Annotated in this window: 12 protein-coding genes; 11 read left to right on the top strand and 1 reads right to left on the bottom strand. The window is 34.8% G+C overall.

Annotated features, from left to right (window positions below):
* Nucleotides 1-72: 72 nt before the first annotated feature.
* The 4 genes from AC3E9W_RS18735 to AC3E9W_RS18720 all read left to right on the top strand — a co-directional run bounded on the left by AC3E9W_RS18735 (nt 73) and on the right by AC3E9W_RS18720 (nt 5,270).
* A complete protein-coding gene (locus AC3E9W_RS18735) occupies nt 73-1,092 on the top strand; it encodes a PfkB family carbohydrate kinase (RefSeq protein ID WP_488769564.1) in 1,020 nt (339 codons plus the stop codon).
* Between the two features lie 14 nt (nt 1,093-1,106).
* On the top strand, nt 1,107-1,775 hold the full coding sequence (locus tag AC3E9W_RS18730) for a bifunctional 4-hydroxy-2-oxoglutarate aldolase/2-dehydro-3-deoxy-phosphogluconate aldolase (RefSeq protein ID WP_488769563.1): 669 nt from the start codon (nt 1,107-1,109) through the stop codon (nt 1,773-1,775).
* Nucleotides 1,776-1,995: 220 nt separating this feature from the next.
* On the top strand, nt 1,996-3,441 hold the full coding sequence (locus tag AC3E9W_RS18725; RefSeq protein WP_488769562.1) for a tagaturonate reductase: 1,446 nt from the start codon (nt 1,996-1,998) through the stop codon (nt 3,439-3,441).
* A gap of 206 nt (nt 3,442-3,647) precedes the next feature.
* On the top strand, nt 3,648-5,270 hold the full coding sequence (locus AC3E9W_RS18720; protein ID WP_306159389.1) for a UxaA family hydrolase: 1,623 nt from the start codon (nt 3,648-3,650) through the stop codon (nt 5,268-5,270).
* A gap of 339 nt (nt 5,271-5,609) precedes the next feature.
* Here AC3E9W_RS18720 and AC3E9W_RS18715 read toward each other — a convergent pair whose 3' ends face one another.
* On the bottom strand, nt 5,610-6,638 hold the full coding sequence (locus AC3E9W_RS18715) for a LacI family DNA-binding transcriptional regulator (protein WP_488769561.1): 1,029 nt from the start codon (nt 6,636-6,638) through the stop codon (nt 5,610-5,612).
* A 287-nt stretch (nt 6,639-6,925) separates the two neighbouring features.
* Between AC3E9W_RS18715 and AC3E9W_RS18710 the strand changes: the two genes are divergently transcribed.
* From AC3E9W_RS18710 to AC3E9W_RS18680, 7 genes are all read left to right on the top strand, one after another.
* Nucleotides 6,926-8,365 (top strand): glycoside hydrolase family 28 protein, encoded by a 1,440-nt coding sequence (locus AC3E9W_RS18710; protein ID WP_488769560.1) that lies wholly within the window; start codon nt 6,926-6,928, stop codon nt 8,363-8,365.
* A gap of 30 nt (nt 8,366-8,395) precedes the next feature.
* Nucleotides 8,396-11,524: a SusC/RagA family TonB-linked outer membrane protein gene (locus AC3E9W_RS18705; protein ID WP_488769559.1), complete on the top strand. Its 3,129-nt coding sequence runs from the start codon at nt 8,396-8,398 to the stop codon at nt 11,522-11,524.
* 13 nt (nt 11,525-11,537) lie between these two features.
* Nucleotides 11,538-13,226 carry a RagB/SusD family nutrient uptake outer membrane protein gene (locus AC3E9W_RS18700; protein ID WP_306159382.1) on the top strand — a complete coding sequence of 563 codons (1,689 nt, stop codon included), beginning with the start codon at nt 11,538-11,540 and terminating at the stop codon, nt 13,224-13,226.
* 100 nt (nt 13,227-13,326) lie between these two features.
* On the top strand, nt 13,327-14,265 hold the full coding sequence (locus AC3E9W_RS18695; RefSeq protein WP_488769558.1) for an alpha/beta hydrolase fold domain-containing protein: 939 nt from the start codon (nt 13,327-13,329) through the stop codon (nt 14,263-14,265).
* A 13-nt stretch (nt 14,266-14,278) separates the two neighbouring features.
* Entirely contained in the window at nt 14,279-15,244 is a 966-nt protein-coding gene (locus AC3E9W_RS18690; protein WP_488769557.1) for a DUF4861 family protein, read from the top strand.
* A gap of 289 nt (nt 15,245-15,533) precedes the next feature.
* A complete protein-coding gene (locus AC3E9W_RS18685; protein ID WP_488769556.1) occupies nt 15,534-16,727 on the top strand; it encodes a glycoside hydrolase family 88/105 protein in 1,194 nt (397 codons plus the stop codon).
* 9 nt (nt 16,728-16,736) lie between these two features.
* Nucleotides 16,737-17,942: a glycoside hydrolase family 88/105 protein gene (locus tag AC3E9W_RS18680; protein ID WP_488769555.1), complete on the top strand. Its 1,206-nt coding sequence runs from the start codon at nt 16,737-16,739 to the stop codon at nt 17,940-17,942.
* Nucleotides 17,943-17,965: the final 23 nt, after the last annotated feature.

The raw sequence follows: 17,965 nt of genomic DNA, 5'->3' as shown, positions 1-17,965 counted from the left end.
CAATAAAGAAAACTTAATTTCCTTAATTTCTTAATGGTAAAAATACCTTTAATGGTAAAATAAAAATATAATATGAGTAGAGTAGTTGCATTTGGAGAAATCATGCTTCGTCTTTCGACAGAGAGACATTTACGTTTTTCACAGTCTACAGCATTTGGTGCTACTTATGGAGGCGGTGAATTTAATGTTTGTGTTTCTTTGGCAAATTATGGTGTAAATGCCGAATTTGTTACCAGACTGCCAGAAAACGAAATTGGTTTTTCGGCATTAAAAGAAATGAGAAAAATGAACGTTGAGTCGAAAAACATTGTTTACGGCGGAGAACGTTTAGGAATTTATTTCTTGGAAACTGGAGCAGGAACACGTGGCAGTAATGTGGTTTACGATCGTGCGCATAGTGCGATGTCAACTATTCAAAAAGGCCAAGTTGACTGGGAAAAAGTTTTGGAAGGAGCAGAGTGGTTTCACTGGAGTGGAATTACCCCAGCGATTTCTCAAAGCGCTGCAGAAGCTTGTTTAGAAGCAATTCAAGTGGCTCATAAAAAAGGAATTAAAATTTCATGCGACTTAAATTACAGATCAAAATTGTGGCAGTACGGCAAAACGCCAAGTGAAGTAATGCCAGAAATGTTGCAATACAGCAATGTAATTTTAGGAGATATTGATACAGCTTATTTCATGCTTGGAATTCCAAAAGTGAATCCGAATTATCAGGATGAAAAAACGCTTCCTGCGGTATATGATAAATTGTTTCAATTAATTCCGAATTTGAAGATTGCTGCAACAACGCTTCGTTATTCTGTAAGTGCTTCTCACCAAAGAATCGGTGGAATTTTATACGACGGAAAAGCAATTCATAGCGCTGCTGTAAAAGAAGTTACTCCAGTTGTAGATCGCGTAGGAAGCGGTGATGCTTTTATGGGCGGATTAATCTACGGTTTATTGGAATATGATAATAACCAAAGAGCGTTGGATTTTGCAGTTGCGGCTTGTTGCTTAAAACATACCATTGCTGGAGATTACAACTTGGTTACCTTAAAAGAAGTGGAAAATATGATTGATGGTGATGGTTCTGCATTAGTATCAAGATAATTTTAAAATAAAAAATGGCAAAATATTCAAGAATAGAAGTGGCATCTCAAATGAAAGAAAACGGAATGGTTCCGCTATTTTTTCATTCGGATATCGAATTAAGTAAGAAAGTTTTAAAAGCCTGTTATGACGGAGGTTCTAGATTAATGGAATTTACAAGCCGTGGTGATTTTGCTCATGAAGTTTTTGGAGCTTTAAACAAATACGCTTTAACAGAACTTCCAGGAATGATTTTAGGCGTAGGTTCTGTAACAGATGCAGCTTCGGCTTCATTGTATATGAGTTTAGGGGCGAATTTTATTGTAACTCCGGTTTTTAGAGAAGATATAGCGATAGCTTGTAATCGCAGAAAAGTACTTTGGTCACCAGGTTGCGGAACTTTGACAGAAATTGCAAGAGCAGAAGAATTAGGCTGTGAGATTGTGAAATTATTTCCTGCCGATATTTATGGGCCAGAATTTATCAAAGCGATAAAAGGACCATGCCCTTGGACAAATATTATGCCGACAGGTGGCGTTTATCCAACGGTTGAAAGTTTGAGTTCTTGGCTAAATGCTGGTGCTACTTGCGTTGGTTTAGGTTCTCAGTTAATTTCAAAAGACATATTAGAGAATAAAGATTTCGAAGGACTGACTGCAAAAGTGAAACAGGTTCTTGACATTATAAAAGATATTAGAAAATAGATTAAGGGGTAATCATGCCGAACTCCTTATTTTATAAGTTTTTTTTAGATTTTTAGAGATTGTAATTGAGCATTACGCTTGAAAAATTTGGTTTGCCATTCCTCACAGCAGACTTTATTTTACCCAATCGAGTGTAATGTTTCATTTACAGTTTTAAAAAAAGGACATAAACAATAGGGATTTATAGTGGTTATTTAAAACACTTTAAAGAAAATTTAAAATGAAAAAATTAAATAGAATAAATACAGGATTAGAAAAGTTACAGCCAATTAAGGTAGTTCAGTTTGGAGAAGGGAACTTTTTAAGAGCTTTTGTAGATTATGCTTTTCACAAACTAAATACTGAAGTTGATTTTAATGCCGGTATTGCAATAGTTCAGCCTTTGAAAGACGGTATGGTCAATATGATTAATGATCAGGACGGTTTGTATACTTTGTTTATGAACGGAATCAAAAAAGGTGAAAAAATACAAAATATTGAGTTAATTTCTAATATTGTAAAAACTGTAAACCCTTATACTGAATTTTCAAATTATTTGGCTTTGGCTAAAGAAGAAGAACTTCAGTTTATTGTTTCTAATACTACAGAAGCTGGAATTGAATTCATTGGAAGTGATACTCCGGACATGCAGCCACCTGTGTCATTTCCTGCAAAGCTGACGGTTTTATTATATGAAAGATTTAAACATTTTAATGGTGATGCTTCTAAAGGAGTAACAATCATTCCTTGTGAATTAATTGATTATAACTCTGAGACGCTTAAAAAATATATTTTGCAATATTGTGATACATGGAAGTTAGAAGATGCATTTAAAACTTGGGTATCAGATGCTTGTACCTATCACAGTACTTTGGTGGACAGAATTGTTCCTGGATATCCAAGAGCTGAAATTGAAGAGTACAATAGTAAATTAGATTATCAAGACAATTTAATTGTTGCTGCTGAACCTTTTTTCCTTTGGGCTATTGAAGGTGGAGATGATTTAAAAGCAAAATTGCCTTTTGATAAAACAGATTTGAATGTAAAAATTGTTGATGATATACGTCCTTTTAAAATGATTAAAGTTCGTATTTTAAACGGTTCTCACACAGCAATGGTTCCTTTTTCACTTTTGTATGGTAACAAATTAGTGATGGAAACTGTTAACGGAGATTTTACAGGAAAATTTGTAAATAGCGTTATTGGTGAAATTAGTGAAACGCTTGATATGGATAAAAATGAAATTACTGCCTACTGTGAGGAAGTGATGGATCGATTTAAAAATCCATTTATCAAACATGCACTTGCTGATATTGCATTAAATTCTATTTCGAAATTCAAAGTAAGAGTTTTGCCTAGTTTATTAGGATATTATAATGCTAACAAAAAGTTGCCTGTTAATTTGACTTTCTCATTAGCGAGTTTAATTCGCTTCTATAAAGGAACATGGAACGGACAAGAATTACCGGTTAAAGATGGTGAAGATATTGTAGCTTTCTTTAGCGGACTTTGGAAGTCTGATGATTACGAGAAAATCGCTCGTTTGACATTACAAAACAAATCTTTCTGGGATGAGGACTTAACAGAAATTCCAGGATTAACTAGAGCTATTACAATAGCTTTAGAAGAAATTGATTCAAACGGAATTGAAGCTGGTTTTGCTAAGTTTCAAGAAAGAATAAAATAAATAGGATCTAAGAATTAAAATCTAATTTGATCTGCTGAAATCTTTTATAATCTGCGTGAAATATTTTTTCACGCAGATTTACACAGATCAAAGCAGATTATGGCGATTTAAATTTAAGATTGTGAGTAAGATTGAGAAAAAGAGAATTATACTCAATTGCTTGAAAATAAAAGAAAAACAAAAAGAACAAAGAACAAAGGTTAATTATGGCAACGCAGAAAAAATTAATAAAAGTACATCCTACAGATAACGTAGCGGTGGCTTTGGTAAATCTGTCAGCTGGCGAAGTGATTGATTTTGAAGGACAATCAATTGCTGTTGAGTCTGATGTGAAAATGAAACATAAGATTGCAATGGTTCCTTTTAATGTAGGAGACAGAATCATTATGTATGGTGTTTTGGTTGGAAAAGCAAGTGCAAGAATCGAAAAAGGAGGATTGCTTTCTACTGCAAACGTAAAACACGAGAGTGATAAAGTTACAGGTAAAACTGAAACTATTGGTTGGACAGCTCCAAATGTGGATAAATGGAAAGACAGAACGTGGCAGGGCTATCATAGAGAAGACGGGCAGGTTGGAACAGAAAATGTGTGGTTATTTTTTCCATTGGTTTTTTGTGAAAACAGAAACATCGAAATCTTAAAAGATATTTTTGAGAAAGAATTGATGAAACCTAAAGAAAACGATTATCAATTATTGTTGCGTTCTTTAGTGAAATCAGAAACGGGTGGAGCAGGAAATCAAGAAGCTTCAAACGATGCGAACTTGTTCAATAATATTGAAGTAAAATTCATTACGCACCAAGGAGGCTGCGGTGGAATTCGTCAGGATTCTCATAGTTTAGCTAAGCTTTTAGCTGGTTATGTAAACAATCCAAACGTAGCTGGAGCAACTGTATTGAGTTTAGGATGTCAAAATCTTCAGATTTCAATTTTCAAAGAAGCTTTAGATGCAATCAATCCAGACAGTAAAAAACCTGTTTTAATCTACGATCAGCAGTCTATCGGAACTATTGAAACGATGTTGAGCAGTGTGGTAAAAGATACTTTTGAAGCGATTAAAAAAGCAAACGAAATTAAGAGAGAACCAGCTCCATTATCTAAGCTTAGAATTGGTTTAGAATGCGGTGGATCTGACGGATTCTCTGGAATTTCTGCTAACCCAACTTTAGGAGTTTTGTCTGATAAATTGGCAGCATTAGGAGGAACGACAATTCTTTCTGAATTCCCAGAATTATGTGGTGTAGAGCAAGAATTGGTAAACCGTTGTGTGGATGACGAAGACGGAAAACGTTTCTTAGATTTGATGAAGTGGTACGAAAAAACAGTTGTTGATGCTGGTTCGGGATTTGATATGAATCCGTCTCCGGGTAACATTAAAGACGGTTTGATTACGGATGCTATGAAATCTGCAGGAGCGGCTAAAAAAGGAGGAACATCTCCAATTGCTGGTGTATATGATTACGGAGAGTATATTAATGAGCCAGGTTTAACATTGTTATGTACGCCAGGAAATGATGTGGAGTGTACAACTGCAATGGTAGGCTCGGGAGCGAATATGGTATTGTTTACAACAGGTTTAGGAACTCCGACAGGAAATCCGATTGCACCAGTAGTAAAAATATCTTCTAACTCAGAGTTGGCGGCAAAAATGTCTGACATTATAGATATTGACACTGGTGGAATCATCAAAGGTGAAAAATCTATCGAAGAAATGGCTGATGAAATGCTTGAAACTATTATCGATATTGCTAGTGGTACGGTAAAAACTAAAGCGGCAATATTAAATCAGAACGATTTTATTCCTTGGAAAAGAGGAGTTTCTTTGTAATTTTTTAGATTCAAAGTTACAAAGTGACAGAGTAACAAAGGTTTATATAGAAAGACGCACAGTAGTGCGTCTTTTTTTTTTAACCATATAAGTGATATAAGTTCATTTAATAGATGCTTTTAGATTGGGTTGTTTTCGAAGAAAGAGATCATATAAGCGTACTAATTCCTGCAAGGTTTCCAAAACCTTGTAGGTCTCCTGCGCTCAGCGGTTGAAAATGCGAAATAGAATAATGAAAACTTGTTTTTGCTAAAAAAAAGAAATACCTACAAGGTTTTGGAAACCTTGCAGGAAAGATTAAAATAAACTTAATATTACTTATATGGTTAAAAAAACTAATTAGAAATTAGTTCTAGTAGAAGATTTACGAATGTGTAATTCTGGGGCAAGGACAACCTTTTTTTCGATTTTGATTGTATCGGTTTTGTCGACCTGTTCTAAGAAAACGCGAGCAGACATTTTTCCCATTTCTAAAGGCGACTGATCTACAGAAGTGATCGATAATTCCATGAATTTAGTAAAAGGCTCGTTACTAAAACCAGCTACGCAAAACTCATTTGGAATACTGATATTTCTGTTTTGAAGTTCTTGAATTGCGCCTAGAGCAGCGAAATCACTAGAAGAGAATATCGCGTCTGGCGGAGTTTGTAAAGCCAATAATGCAGTCGCAGCTTCTTTACCTGCTTCAACACTACTTTTTACGTAAATAACATATTCTTCGTTAAATTGAAGTCCGTTGTCTAATAAAGCTTGTTTGTAGCCTAAAAACCTGTTTTTAAAGATGTCTAAAGACTGATCTCCAGAAAAATGTGCAATATGTCGGCAGCCTTCATCAATTAAATGTTTGGTGGCTAAGTAACCTCCTTTAAAGTCATTAATGGTTACAGAACTTACGCCATCAATATGTTTGCTTCTATCGAAAAATATCAGAGGGACATTTTTTTCTAAAACATTTCTGAAAGCGCTATCATTTTCATCTGAAATACCAGTAACCGACATCATGATACCGTCTACCTGTGCATCTACCAGCGTATGAAGGTTTTCATTTTCTCTTTTAATGCTTTCGTGTGTTTGGCAGATGATAACCTGATAACCGTGAGGATAAAGTTCTTCTTCGATTCCTCGAATAACCGAGGCAAAAAAGTTGCTGTCAATACGCGGAACAATAACTCCGATATTATTGCTTCGACCGCTCTTTAAAGCTAGTGCCAATTTGTTTTGCTTGTAGTTCATCGCAGCAGCTGTCTTGATAACCAACTCACGCGTCGCTTCCTTTATTTTAGGATTATTGTTTAACGCTCTGGAAACTGTTGCAGCTGTGATGTTTAATTTTTCAGCAATATCGTAAATAGTTACTTTTTCACTCATTCAAAAAAAGTTTTCGGATTATTTTTAGACAAAAGTACATTTTTTTTCATTATGTAATAAAAATTGTTATCGATTACCATATCGAAAAGCTAAAACGTTTTAGGTTCTACAATGATAATAAATTATCTAATTTTTTGCATTAAATGTAATTAAATTTTGCAATAAAAATTAAATATATAATTTTTTTCTAAATTAATTTGGTCTCTTAGAACAATTTTTCTACTTTCGTGTAATCGATTACATCAATCTTGAGATTTTTGGCGTCCAAACAAGAAATATCTATACAAATGATTACAAATAAGATAGTCACATTTAAAAAGATTCTTTTTTTCGCTGCTTTGGGGCTGTCATTGGCATCTTGCACAAGACATTCTTCTTCAATCTCATCAGATAATCCATGGAAAAGAATGGATTTGGTCGTAAAAAGTATTCCGCAGACACATTTCTCAGATAAAGTATATAGCATAAACGATTTTGGTGCCGTTGCTGATGGAAAAACATTAAATACTATAGCTTTCCAAAAAGCAATAAAAGAATGTGCAGCAAATGGAGGCGGTCGAGTTTTGGTTCCAAACGGAAAATATTTGACAGGAGCGATTCATTTAGAAAGCAATGTAAACTTGCATTTAGAAGATAATGCGGAGATTCTTTTTAGTATAAATCCAAAAGATTATCCTATTGTTCATACTTCTTGGGAAGGTACAGAAGTAATGAACTTTTCACCGCTTATTTATGCTAAAAACAAAACCAATATTGCAATTACAGGAAAAGGAACTTTAAACGGTCAGGCAGACAGCACGAATTGGTGGATTTGGTCTGGAGGAAAAAATTATGGCTGGAAAAAAGGAATTCCATCTCAAAATGATCCAACAAATCGTGAGGTTTTGGTGGATATGGCAGAAAAAGGGATTCCGGTAGCAGAAAGAGTTTTTGGCGAAGGGCGCTATTTAAGACCAAATTTTATCGAGTTTTTTGAATGTAATACGGCCTTAATAAAAGATGTAACCATTATTAATTCTCCTTTTTGGATTTTACATCCGATAAAAACCAATAATATGATTATTGACGGAGTAACGGTCAATAGCCATGGACCGAATAATGACGGCTGTGATCCAGAATATTCGCAGAACATTTTAATCAAAAACTGCACTTTCAACACAGGCGATGATTGTATTGCCATTAAAGCAGGACGTGATGGAGACGGAAGGAGAGTGGCAATACCAAGTAAAAATATCATTGTGCAAAACTGCAAAATGATTGATGGACACGGCGGTGTTGTAATTGGAAGCGAAATTTCAGCTGGAGTAAATAATGTTTTTGTTGAAAACTGTGTGATGGACAGTCCGAATCTGGATCGTGCCATTCGAATTAAAACAAATTCAAAAAGAGGAGGAATTATAGAAGATGTCTATGTTCGAAATCTTGAAGTGGGCACGGTGAAAGAATGTGTTTTGAAACTAAACATGTTTTACAACGTATACGGATCTCAGACAGGAAATTTTATTCCGACGATCAGAAATGTAAGCTTAGAGAATGTTACGGTGAAAAACGGTGGAAAATACAGCGTTTGGGCAGAAGGTTACGCGGAGTCTCCAGTTGAGAATATTACGCTGAAAGATGTAAAAATCCAGAAAGTAGATTCGGTCTACTTATTAAAAAATGTAAAAAATATAAACTTTATAAATACCTATATCAATGAGAAAAAAGTAGAATCTATTAAAAACTAAACACTATCAATTAACCAAACTTTAAACCACATGAGTATTAAACAATTATCTGAGAGAAAAGATAAGTACTTTGTATTTTTCTTTTTCCTGAATTTTTTACTGTGCAGTTCTATTAACGCACAGTCAACCACAATAGAGGGAAAGATTACCGACGCTACGGGTATGTCACTGCCAGGGGTAAACATTAATGAAAAGGGGACTAAAAATGGAACTTCAACAGATTTTGAAGGAAGTTTTAAAATTAATGTATCAAACAGTAAAGCAATTTTAATAATTAGCTATTTAGGATTTCAGACACAGGAGGTAAGTGTTGCTGGAAAAACTAAAATCAATGTAAGTTTAGCAGAACAGTCAAATGCATTGACTGAAGTAGTTGTAGTAGGATACGGTTCTGTAAAAAAGACAGATCTTACTGGATCTGTTAGTACGATTAGTGCGGCAACTATTACAGAAAGAAACACAATCAGTCCGCTAGAAGCGATTCAAGGAAGCACGCCAGGGGTTCAGATCTCATCTTCTACAGGTCGTGCAGGAGACGGATTTAAAGTTGTTATTAGAGGAAACAACTCTTTGATTGCCGATTCTAGTAATTCGACTATGGTAGGTTCTTCACCTTTATACGTTGTAGATGGCGTTCCGATGGATGGAATCGATTTCTTAAATCCGCAGGATATTGCTCGAATGGACGTTCTAAAAGACGCTTCATCTGCAGCAATCTACGGTTCTAGAGGTTCTAATGGGGTTATCATTGTAACAACAAAAAGCGGAACAAGTGCAAAAGCAGGTATTAGTGTAACTTTTGATACTTCTTACGGAAATAAAACGGCGGCAAGATTGCCAAATATGATGACAGGAGAGCAGTGGTGGAAATTTCACCAAGTGGCTTACATGAGTGCAACTCCTGCAACACAAACTCCAGCGCAATTGGCTGCTTTGGCAGGAAACCAAAGTCCGTTATTAGTATCTCGTGCCAACAGCGGTTACAATTTTGACTGGTATGATGCAGTACTAAAATCTGGAATGACAGAGAATAATTATTTAAATATTACAGGCCGTTCAGATTCTGGTTTAAGCTATAATTTAGGCTTCGGAATCCAGAGTGATCGTGGTTTAATTGAAAATGATTCAACAGATAAATATTCATTCAAATTAGGATTAAATCACAAAATAAATGATAAGTTTTCTACAGGTGTAAACGTTACGATTGCTAGATTAGACAATCAGTTAGGTAGTGATTTAGCCATGCAGGACGCTTTTAGATTGAGTCCGTTAATGTCTCCGTGGGCAATTGATGCAGCAGGAAACGAGCAAGTTGGAACATTATTTTTTCTTCCAGGTAAGTTAACTTATCCTAATGGAGCTTGGGCAATTAATAAAACATCAACGGTAAATCCATTAATGGAAATTGCTAATTCTTCTCAAACAGAAAAAACTTGGCAAACAGTTGGTAATGCTTATTTCCAGTATCAGCCGCTAAAATGGCTTTCGTTTAAAACAACTTTTGCGGCAGGAATTATGGATTCGCAAAATTCAAAAGCGTATACAGCACAGACGAATGCAGGGGTAACATTAAACGGAAAAAATTCTGCAACTCTAGAAAATTCAAACAACTTCAATTATACTTGGGATAATCAGATTGATTTGAAACATACTTTTAATGATGTTCATGATTTTAGTTTGTTATTGCTTCAGAGTTTATACTCAAATACTGATGAATTTTCTTCATTATATTCTAACAACCAGCCTTTTGATGTAGGTACAGATAATATGGGTTCTGGTGTTCAGACAAGTTATGTGGTAAAATCATCTTTTGCAAAAAACACTTTAAACTCTTATGCAGTTCGTTTAAATTATGCGTTTAAAGACAAATATTTAATTACTGCTTCTACAAGATGGGATGGATCTTCTGTGCTTTCTGAAGGAAATAAATGGCAGAGTTTCCCTTCTGTAGCTTTAGGATGGAAATTAAGCAAAGAATCGTTTTTAGAAAATAGTTCTTTCGTTTCTGATTTAAAACTGCGTGCGAGTTTAGGTTACACAGGAAATGACAACGTAGCTCCTTACACTTCTCAGGCCTTATTAAACCAGCAGACATTTTATGCAGCAGGTCCGAATGTGGTTTCAGGATGGCAATCAGAAAATTTAGCAAATCCTGATTTGACTTGGGAAAAAACAAGAGAATATAATTTAGGTATTGATTTTGGATTCTTAAAAAATAGAATTACAGGTTCTGTTGATGTTTACGACAGATTATCTGATGACTTGATTTACAAACAGCAATTACCATCAGAATCAGGATGGAAAAATACTTTTGCTAACGTTGGTTCTGTAAGCAATAAAGGGGTAGAGGTTTTATTGACTACTAAAAACATCAAATCTCGTCTGGTAACTTGGGAAACTACTTTCACATTCACTAAAAACGTAAATAAATTAGAGTCTATTTACAATCAAGATAAAGTAAGTGATATTGGTAATAAATTAATACTTGGAGCACCTCTTAACCCGAACTACAATTATGTTTATGATGGAGTTTGGCAGGAAAACGAAGCGGCAGCAGCGGCTTCTTATGGAATGGCTCCAGGACAGGCAAGACCAAAAGATTTAAATGGTGACGGTAAATTTAATCAGGATGATAGAACTGTAATTGGTAATCCAAATCCAGAATGGCAAGGAAGTTTTTATTCTAAATTAAATGTAGGTCAATTCGATTTTAACTTCTCCGTAATTACAAGTCAAGGACAAACAGTTTTGAGTACTTTTCACCAAAACTTTGCTGACGTAAGTGATAGAGGACGCCAGAAATTAGCAATGGATTATTTTATTCCTACTAATGGAACAGGAATTGAAGCAAATGCGAATAATACGAACCCAAGACCAGGGCCAGTTGCAACGGGAGCTGGAGCGTATTGGACTTCTTTATTCGGGTACTACAGAGATGCTTCTTATGTGAAAATTAAAAATATATCTTTAGGTTATACACTAGATTCTGAGTTATTGAAAAAACTGAAAATTTCTAATTTCAGAATTTATGTAAACGTTTTAGATCCATTTGTGTTTACAAATTTTGATGGATATGATCCAGAGTGGGCCGCTTCACCTTTTGGTGTAAACCGTCCGGCAGCTGTAACTACACAATTGGGATTAAGTGTTAAATTTTAATAAAGATATCAAAATGAAAAAAATATTAGTAATGATAGGAATAATTGCAGCAGCGGTAAGCTCTTGCAGTGATTATATTGAAGAAGATAGCCGCTCGTATGTGCCAGCGGATGAAACATATAAAACAGCATCAGGATTTCAGTTATTAGTCAATACAAATTATGCGTGGCTAAAAGGAATTTATGGAAAAAATCCGTGGCTTTTTGAAGCTGGAACCGATATGTATGCCGAAGGAAGAACTCCAGAACCAGCAGGTTTGAGCCAGTATACGCTTTTAATTCCATCTTCTACAAATGTTGAAGATTTGTATGTTTCCTGTTATCAGCTGATTCAGTCTGTAAATAAAACGATTTATTATTCTACAATTACAGAACAGACACCCAATCTGAATACATTAGTAGGTGAGGCAAGATTTTTAAGAGCAAATGCCTATTTCTTATTAGTTCAGACTTATGGTGGTGTGCCAATTGTAAATGACAATATTACAAGTCCAGTTTTGTTTTTTACAAGAAACAGTGCAGAAGAAGTATATGCTCAAATCATATCAGATTTAGATTTTGCTTTGGCTAATGCAGGAACTGCTGCTTACAGTACAGCTGGAAAAGTAAATAAGAGAGCCGTAAACGATTTATTAGCAAAAGTTTACTTAACAAGAGGATACGAAAGTTTTGCAAAACCAGATGATTTTTCAAAAGCGGCTACCTATGCAGATGCTGCAATTGCAGGGCAGGCACTAAATATTCCTTTTGGCCAATTATTTGTTACAACGGCAGCTGGTACTGATAACGATTTGAATGCTGAAACGATTTTTTCTGTACAATATGATAAAGCTTCAGTAAGCACAAATCCAACAGAGTTGGGTAACAATCAGTTTTACTATTTCAGTTCTTATTTAGGAGGAGCAGAAACAGGAGCGCCATTAAGAAGTTACAATTTATGTCCTACAGATTATGCTTTAGGTTTATATGAAAAAGGTGATGCAAGATGGAATGCCACTTTTATGACCGAAATTTTAGAAGGGCCAGAAACAGTAAACGGAGTTACAAAAACAATTTTATATTATCCGTATTACAGAAGTTCAAATCCAGCTTCATTAAAAGTGAGACATTTTTACGAACCAAAATGGTTTACACCTGCAGACAAAACTGCTTATATGACAACAAATGCTTCAAGATTAGCTTCGACATTTGTATACCACCCTTGGGGAGAATATTCGGCAGCACATACATTAATCAAAAACTTAGACTGTTACACAATTCCAGTTAAGAAGTTTGATGATGCAAATCCGACTACGCCATCAAGCACAGGACCTGTGAGCACAAGAGATATCATTATTTCTAGACTTGGAGAAACGTATCTTATTGCTGCAGAAGCGTATTTAAAAGCAGGAAATCCAGGAACAGGATTAGACCGTTTAAACGAAGTAAGAAGAAGAGCAGGTGTTGCTAATGCGACTTTGGCTCAATTTAATATCGACTATATCTTAGACGAAAGAGGAAGAGAATTATTGGGAGAATACAAGCGTTGGTTCGACTTAAAACGTACAGGAACTTTGGTTGCAAGAGCTTCTGCTCATAATTATAGAATAAAAGAAGCAAATTTTGTTGGTATAGACGGTCAGCTTAAAATTTTAAGACCAATACCGCAGTCAGCTTTAGATTTGAATCAGAATAAAGATTTCCCTCAAAATCCTGGTTATTAGTAATTTGTTAGTTTTTTGAGAACTATGTTTTTTGAAGTAGTTAAAAAGGAGTTTGACTATCGGTCGAACTCCTTTCTTAACTAAATAGTAAAGATTAAAAATGCGAAAATTTAAATTAATCTTAGTGTTGTTTTTTAATGTCATTGTAATGCAAAGCCAGCAATACAAGGTAGATACGTCGTATACCATTAAAAGCACTTATGCTAAATTAATTAAGAAATATCCCTTTATTACCATTCCTGAAATAAAAGCAAATCCAGACGTAACAGAAACATTTGATTTGGTTTACAGTAAAAAGCAAGATCGAACTTTGCATTTTGATGCTTTTATTCATACAAAAAAGAAAAAAAATCCAGCTGTTATCCTAATTCACGGTGGCGGATGGAGATCAGGAAATAAAAGTCAGATGCAGTTTATAGGAAAAGAAATTGCAGGAAAAGGTTATTCTTGTTTTGCAATCGAATACCGATTGTCATTAGAAGCAAAATATCCAGAAGGTGTTATTGATGTCAAGAATGCAATAAAATTTATCAAAGACAATGCGGCAAAGTTTAATGTAGATCCAAATAAAATTGCGGTTTTAGGCTGTTCTTCGGGAGGGCAAATGGCAGCTTTAATTGGTACAACAAACAACAATCCGCTTTTTGAAGATAAAAATTTTAAAAGCCTTTCTTCTTCAAAAGTCCATGCCATAATTGATGTAGACGGAGTTCTGGCATTCAAACATCCAGAATCGTCAGAAGGAGATATGGCAGCATTTTGGTTAGGAGGAAAATCAGATGAAATACCTGAAAATTGGAAAAATGCTTCGGCGCTAAGCCATACAGACAAAAACACACCGCCTGTATTATACATCTGCAGCAGTATTCCGAGATTTCATGCGGGGAGAGACGATATGATTAAGATTTTGAATGAAAATAAAATCTATAATGAAGTGCAGACTATTCCAGATTCTCCACATTCATTTTGGTTTTACGATCCTTGGTTTACACAGACAATTTCGTATAGCGTACGATTTCTAGATACAATTTTTAAATAATTTTAGCATACAAATGAAAGCAAAAATCACCACAGCAGTTTTATTTTTCGCAGGTTTAACGGCCATAAACGCGCAGAAATACGATATTAAAACCAATAAAACCTACGCCGAAATATCGGCAAAAACAGACGGAAAATGGGAAGGAAGAAAGTATAAAGGCGGAACTGTTTTTAAAAATGTGGACCGATTAAAACTGGCTCCTGAACATACCGATCATTCTTTTGACATTCGTTATGAAGGACCAGGTTGGGAAAACAACAGAATTGGCTACCGTTTGTATTTAGATTGGAGAAATGCTATCGATATTTTCGGAAAAAAAACATCAGAAAATATTCTACCGCTTGTAGGGCAAGACGGATTTGATTCTTACCATAACATGAGCGATTGGGGCGCTGATATCTTAAAAGCAGGAAAAGGAATCGGAATTGGTTCTATCGACCGTTATTTAAACAATGAAAAATTACACTTCCGTGAAGTAGATTCGACTATCGCAACTGTGGCTAATAAATCGAATGAATCTACGGTAAAAGTAAATTATTACGGATGGAAGACTGCTTCAGACAAAATTGATTTTATTTCAGAACTGACAATTAAACCAGATCAATTATACACACAGCATACCATTAAAGCGTCTCAGGCAATTAAAGGAATCTGTACTGGAATTGTAAAACAAAAAACAGCTGAATTGCTTAAAAAAGAAAGCAAAAATAAAAAATGGGCATATTTGGCAACTTATGGGGAACAATCTTTGGTTCCAGATAAGTTAGGAATGGCAATTTTTTATGAAATTAGTACTATCGAAAATATCGCAGATACGGATTTAGATTATCTTTTAATTTTTAAACCAACTACAAAAGCGGTAACTTTTTACCTCTTGGGAGCTTGGGAACAAGAAGTAAACGGAATTAAAACCAAAGAAGAATTTGCTAAATATTTAGATAAACAATTAGAAGTACTGAATAAAAAAGGTAAAATGTAAATTGTTTTTTGCCACAGATTAGAAGGTTAAAATGATTTAAAAAATCTGCTTAATCTACCGAATAATACGTGAAAATATTTAACACATAGTTACAAAGCTTCGGTATAGAATTATGGTATTTTGAAAGAGCATAAAACAGGAGAGACTCTTACACATAGTATGCTATGTTTGTTAATGCAAGTGAAACGCCTTTTTATTAAGTTTTTAAACTATGTTTCTATGTGTTCAAAAAAGTTAGCAAAGAATAATCCAAGTAATCCATTAATCTGTGGCAAAAAAAAATATAGATATGAAGTATAAAAAAACAGCCATATTATTATTTCTGCTTTTCAATGTTTTTGCAATTGGGCAAAATCAAGCCGATGCAGCTGTGATTTCTTATGATTTAAAATGGTCAGAACGTACAGCGCTTTCTATTTTAAATAAATATCCAAATGCATGGCAGCTCGACGGAAACGATAAGCCAAAATGGGATTATAAAATGGGTTTTGTATTGTCTGGTTTTGAAAAATTATACCAAAAGACAAACAATCCAAAATACCTGAACTATATCAAAGAGTATGTTGACGGAATGATTGATAGTACCGGAAATATCAAAAAATACGATGTTAAAGAATATAATATTGATTATTTGAATCCTGGAAAATTGCTGTTTAATTTATATGATGTAACGAAGGATTCGCGCTATCTGCAGATCATTGGTAAATTGAGGAATCAGTTAGAAAGTCAGCCAAGAACGCCAAGCGGAGGATTTTGGCACAAACAGATTTATCTCAACCAAATGTGGATTGACGGTTTGTATATGGCAGAACCTTTTTACACGCAGTTTACGGTTAAGTACGAAAAAGGAAAAAATCTGGATGATATTGCCAAACAATTCGAACTCGTTCAAAATCATATTGTAGATAAAAAAACAGGTTTGGTTTATCAAGCTTGGGACGAAAGCAAAGAGATTGCGTGGGCAGATAAGCAAACAGGAACTTCGCCTACCATCTGGGGAAGAGGAATTGGCTGGTATATGGTGGCCTTGGTAGAAACATTAGATTATTTCCCGAAATCACATCCGAAGTATAAAGTTTTGGTGGGGTATTTGAATCAGATTGCAAAAAATGTGAATCAATACAAAAGTGAAAAAGGTTTATGGTATCAAGTGGCCGATAAACCAGAATTGTATGGAAATTACGTAGAGCCATCAGCTTCTGGTATGATTATTTATGCTTTCGCGAAAGGAGCCAATAAAGGTTATTTAGCGGCAAGCTATAAAGCTACAGCAAAAAAATCATTTGATAGTTTTGTAAAAGAGTTTGTAAAAGTAGATAAAAAAGGAGAAATCAATGTTTTGAATGTTTCTTCCAATGTAGGTTTGGGAGGAAAGCCATTTCGAGACGGAACAAATAATTATTATCTGACTTCCAAAACAAAAGAAAATGGTGCAATAGGCCTTGGAGCATTTTTATTGGCATCAATTGAATTGGATAAATAAGCGTTTTTGATGAATAGAAAAATGAAATATTTGAGTTCGGCATCAGTCATAATTTTTCTGGTATGTTCAATTTTGAATGTAACAGCTCAAGAAAAGGCAATTGTTATTTCTAAAGATTTGAAATGGTCTGAAAGAATGGCGCTTTCAATAATGAAACGTCATCCAAAAGCTTGGCAGATTGATAATAACGAAAAACCAAAATGGGACTATAAAATAGGTTTAGCGATGCTGTCTTTTGAAAAATTATATCAAAAAACAGACAATGCGATTTATTTTGAATATGCAAAAGGATACGCAGAATCGACAATTAATGAGTCTGGAGAAATCTTGAATTACAAATTGGAAGACTACAATATTGATAACATCAACGCAGGAAAAATACTTTTTGATCTTTACGATTCGACTAAAGACCAACGTTATTTAACCGCTTTACAGACCTTGAGAAAGCAGTTAGAAACGCATCCGAGAACGAATTCAGGAGGATTTTGGCACAAAAAGATTTATCCGTATCAAATGTGGCTGGACGGATTGTATATGGGCGAGCCGTTTTATGCACGTTATACTGCCGAGTTTGAAAGCAACAAAGCCTTTGACGATATCGCTAAACAGTTTGAAGAAATCCACAAACATACTTTAGACCCTAAAACAGGACTGCTTTTTCACGCTTGGGACGAAAGTAAACAAATGGCTTGGGCGAATAAAACAACAGGAACGTCACCCAATTTTTGGTCTCGATCTATTGGCTGGTACATGATGGCTTTAGTTGATGTTTTGGATTATATGCCAAAAGAACATCCAAAAAGAAAAGAACTAATCCAGTACTTGAATCAGATTTCGAAAGCTGTGGCAAAATTTCAAGACAAATCAGGATTATGGTATCAAGTTACGGATGCTGGAAATAAAAAAGGAAATTACCTTGAAGCATCTGGTTCTGAAATGTTTGTTTACGCTTTCGCTAAAGGAGCAAACAAAGGATATTTACCAGAAAGCTATAAAAAGTTAGCAGAAAAAGGATTTGACGGTATTGTAAAAAAGCTAGTCACCGTAGATCCAGATGGAGAAATACATATTACGCAAGTTTGTGCGAGCGCGGGGCTGGGAGGAAACCCTTATCGCGATGGCTCTTATGAATATTATATTGGTGAAAAAATAAAAGTCGATAATTCGCATGGATTAGGCCCTTTTATTTTAGCTGCAATGGAATTAGATAATTAGTCAATTAGATAATTAGATAATTG

It is taken from the genome of Flavobacterium sp. 38, assembly GCF_057799715.1.
This window is presented reverse-complemented; position numbering and strand designations above follow the sequence as displayed.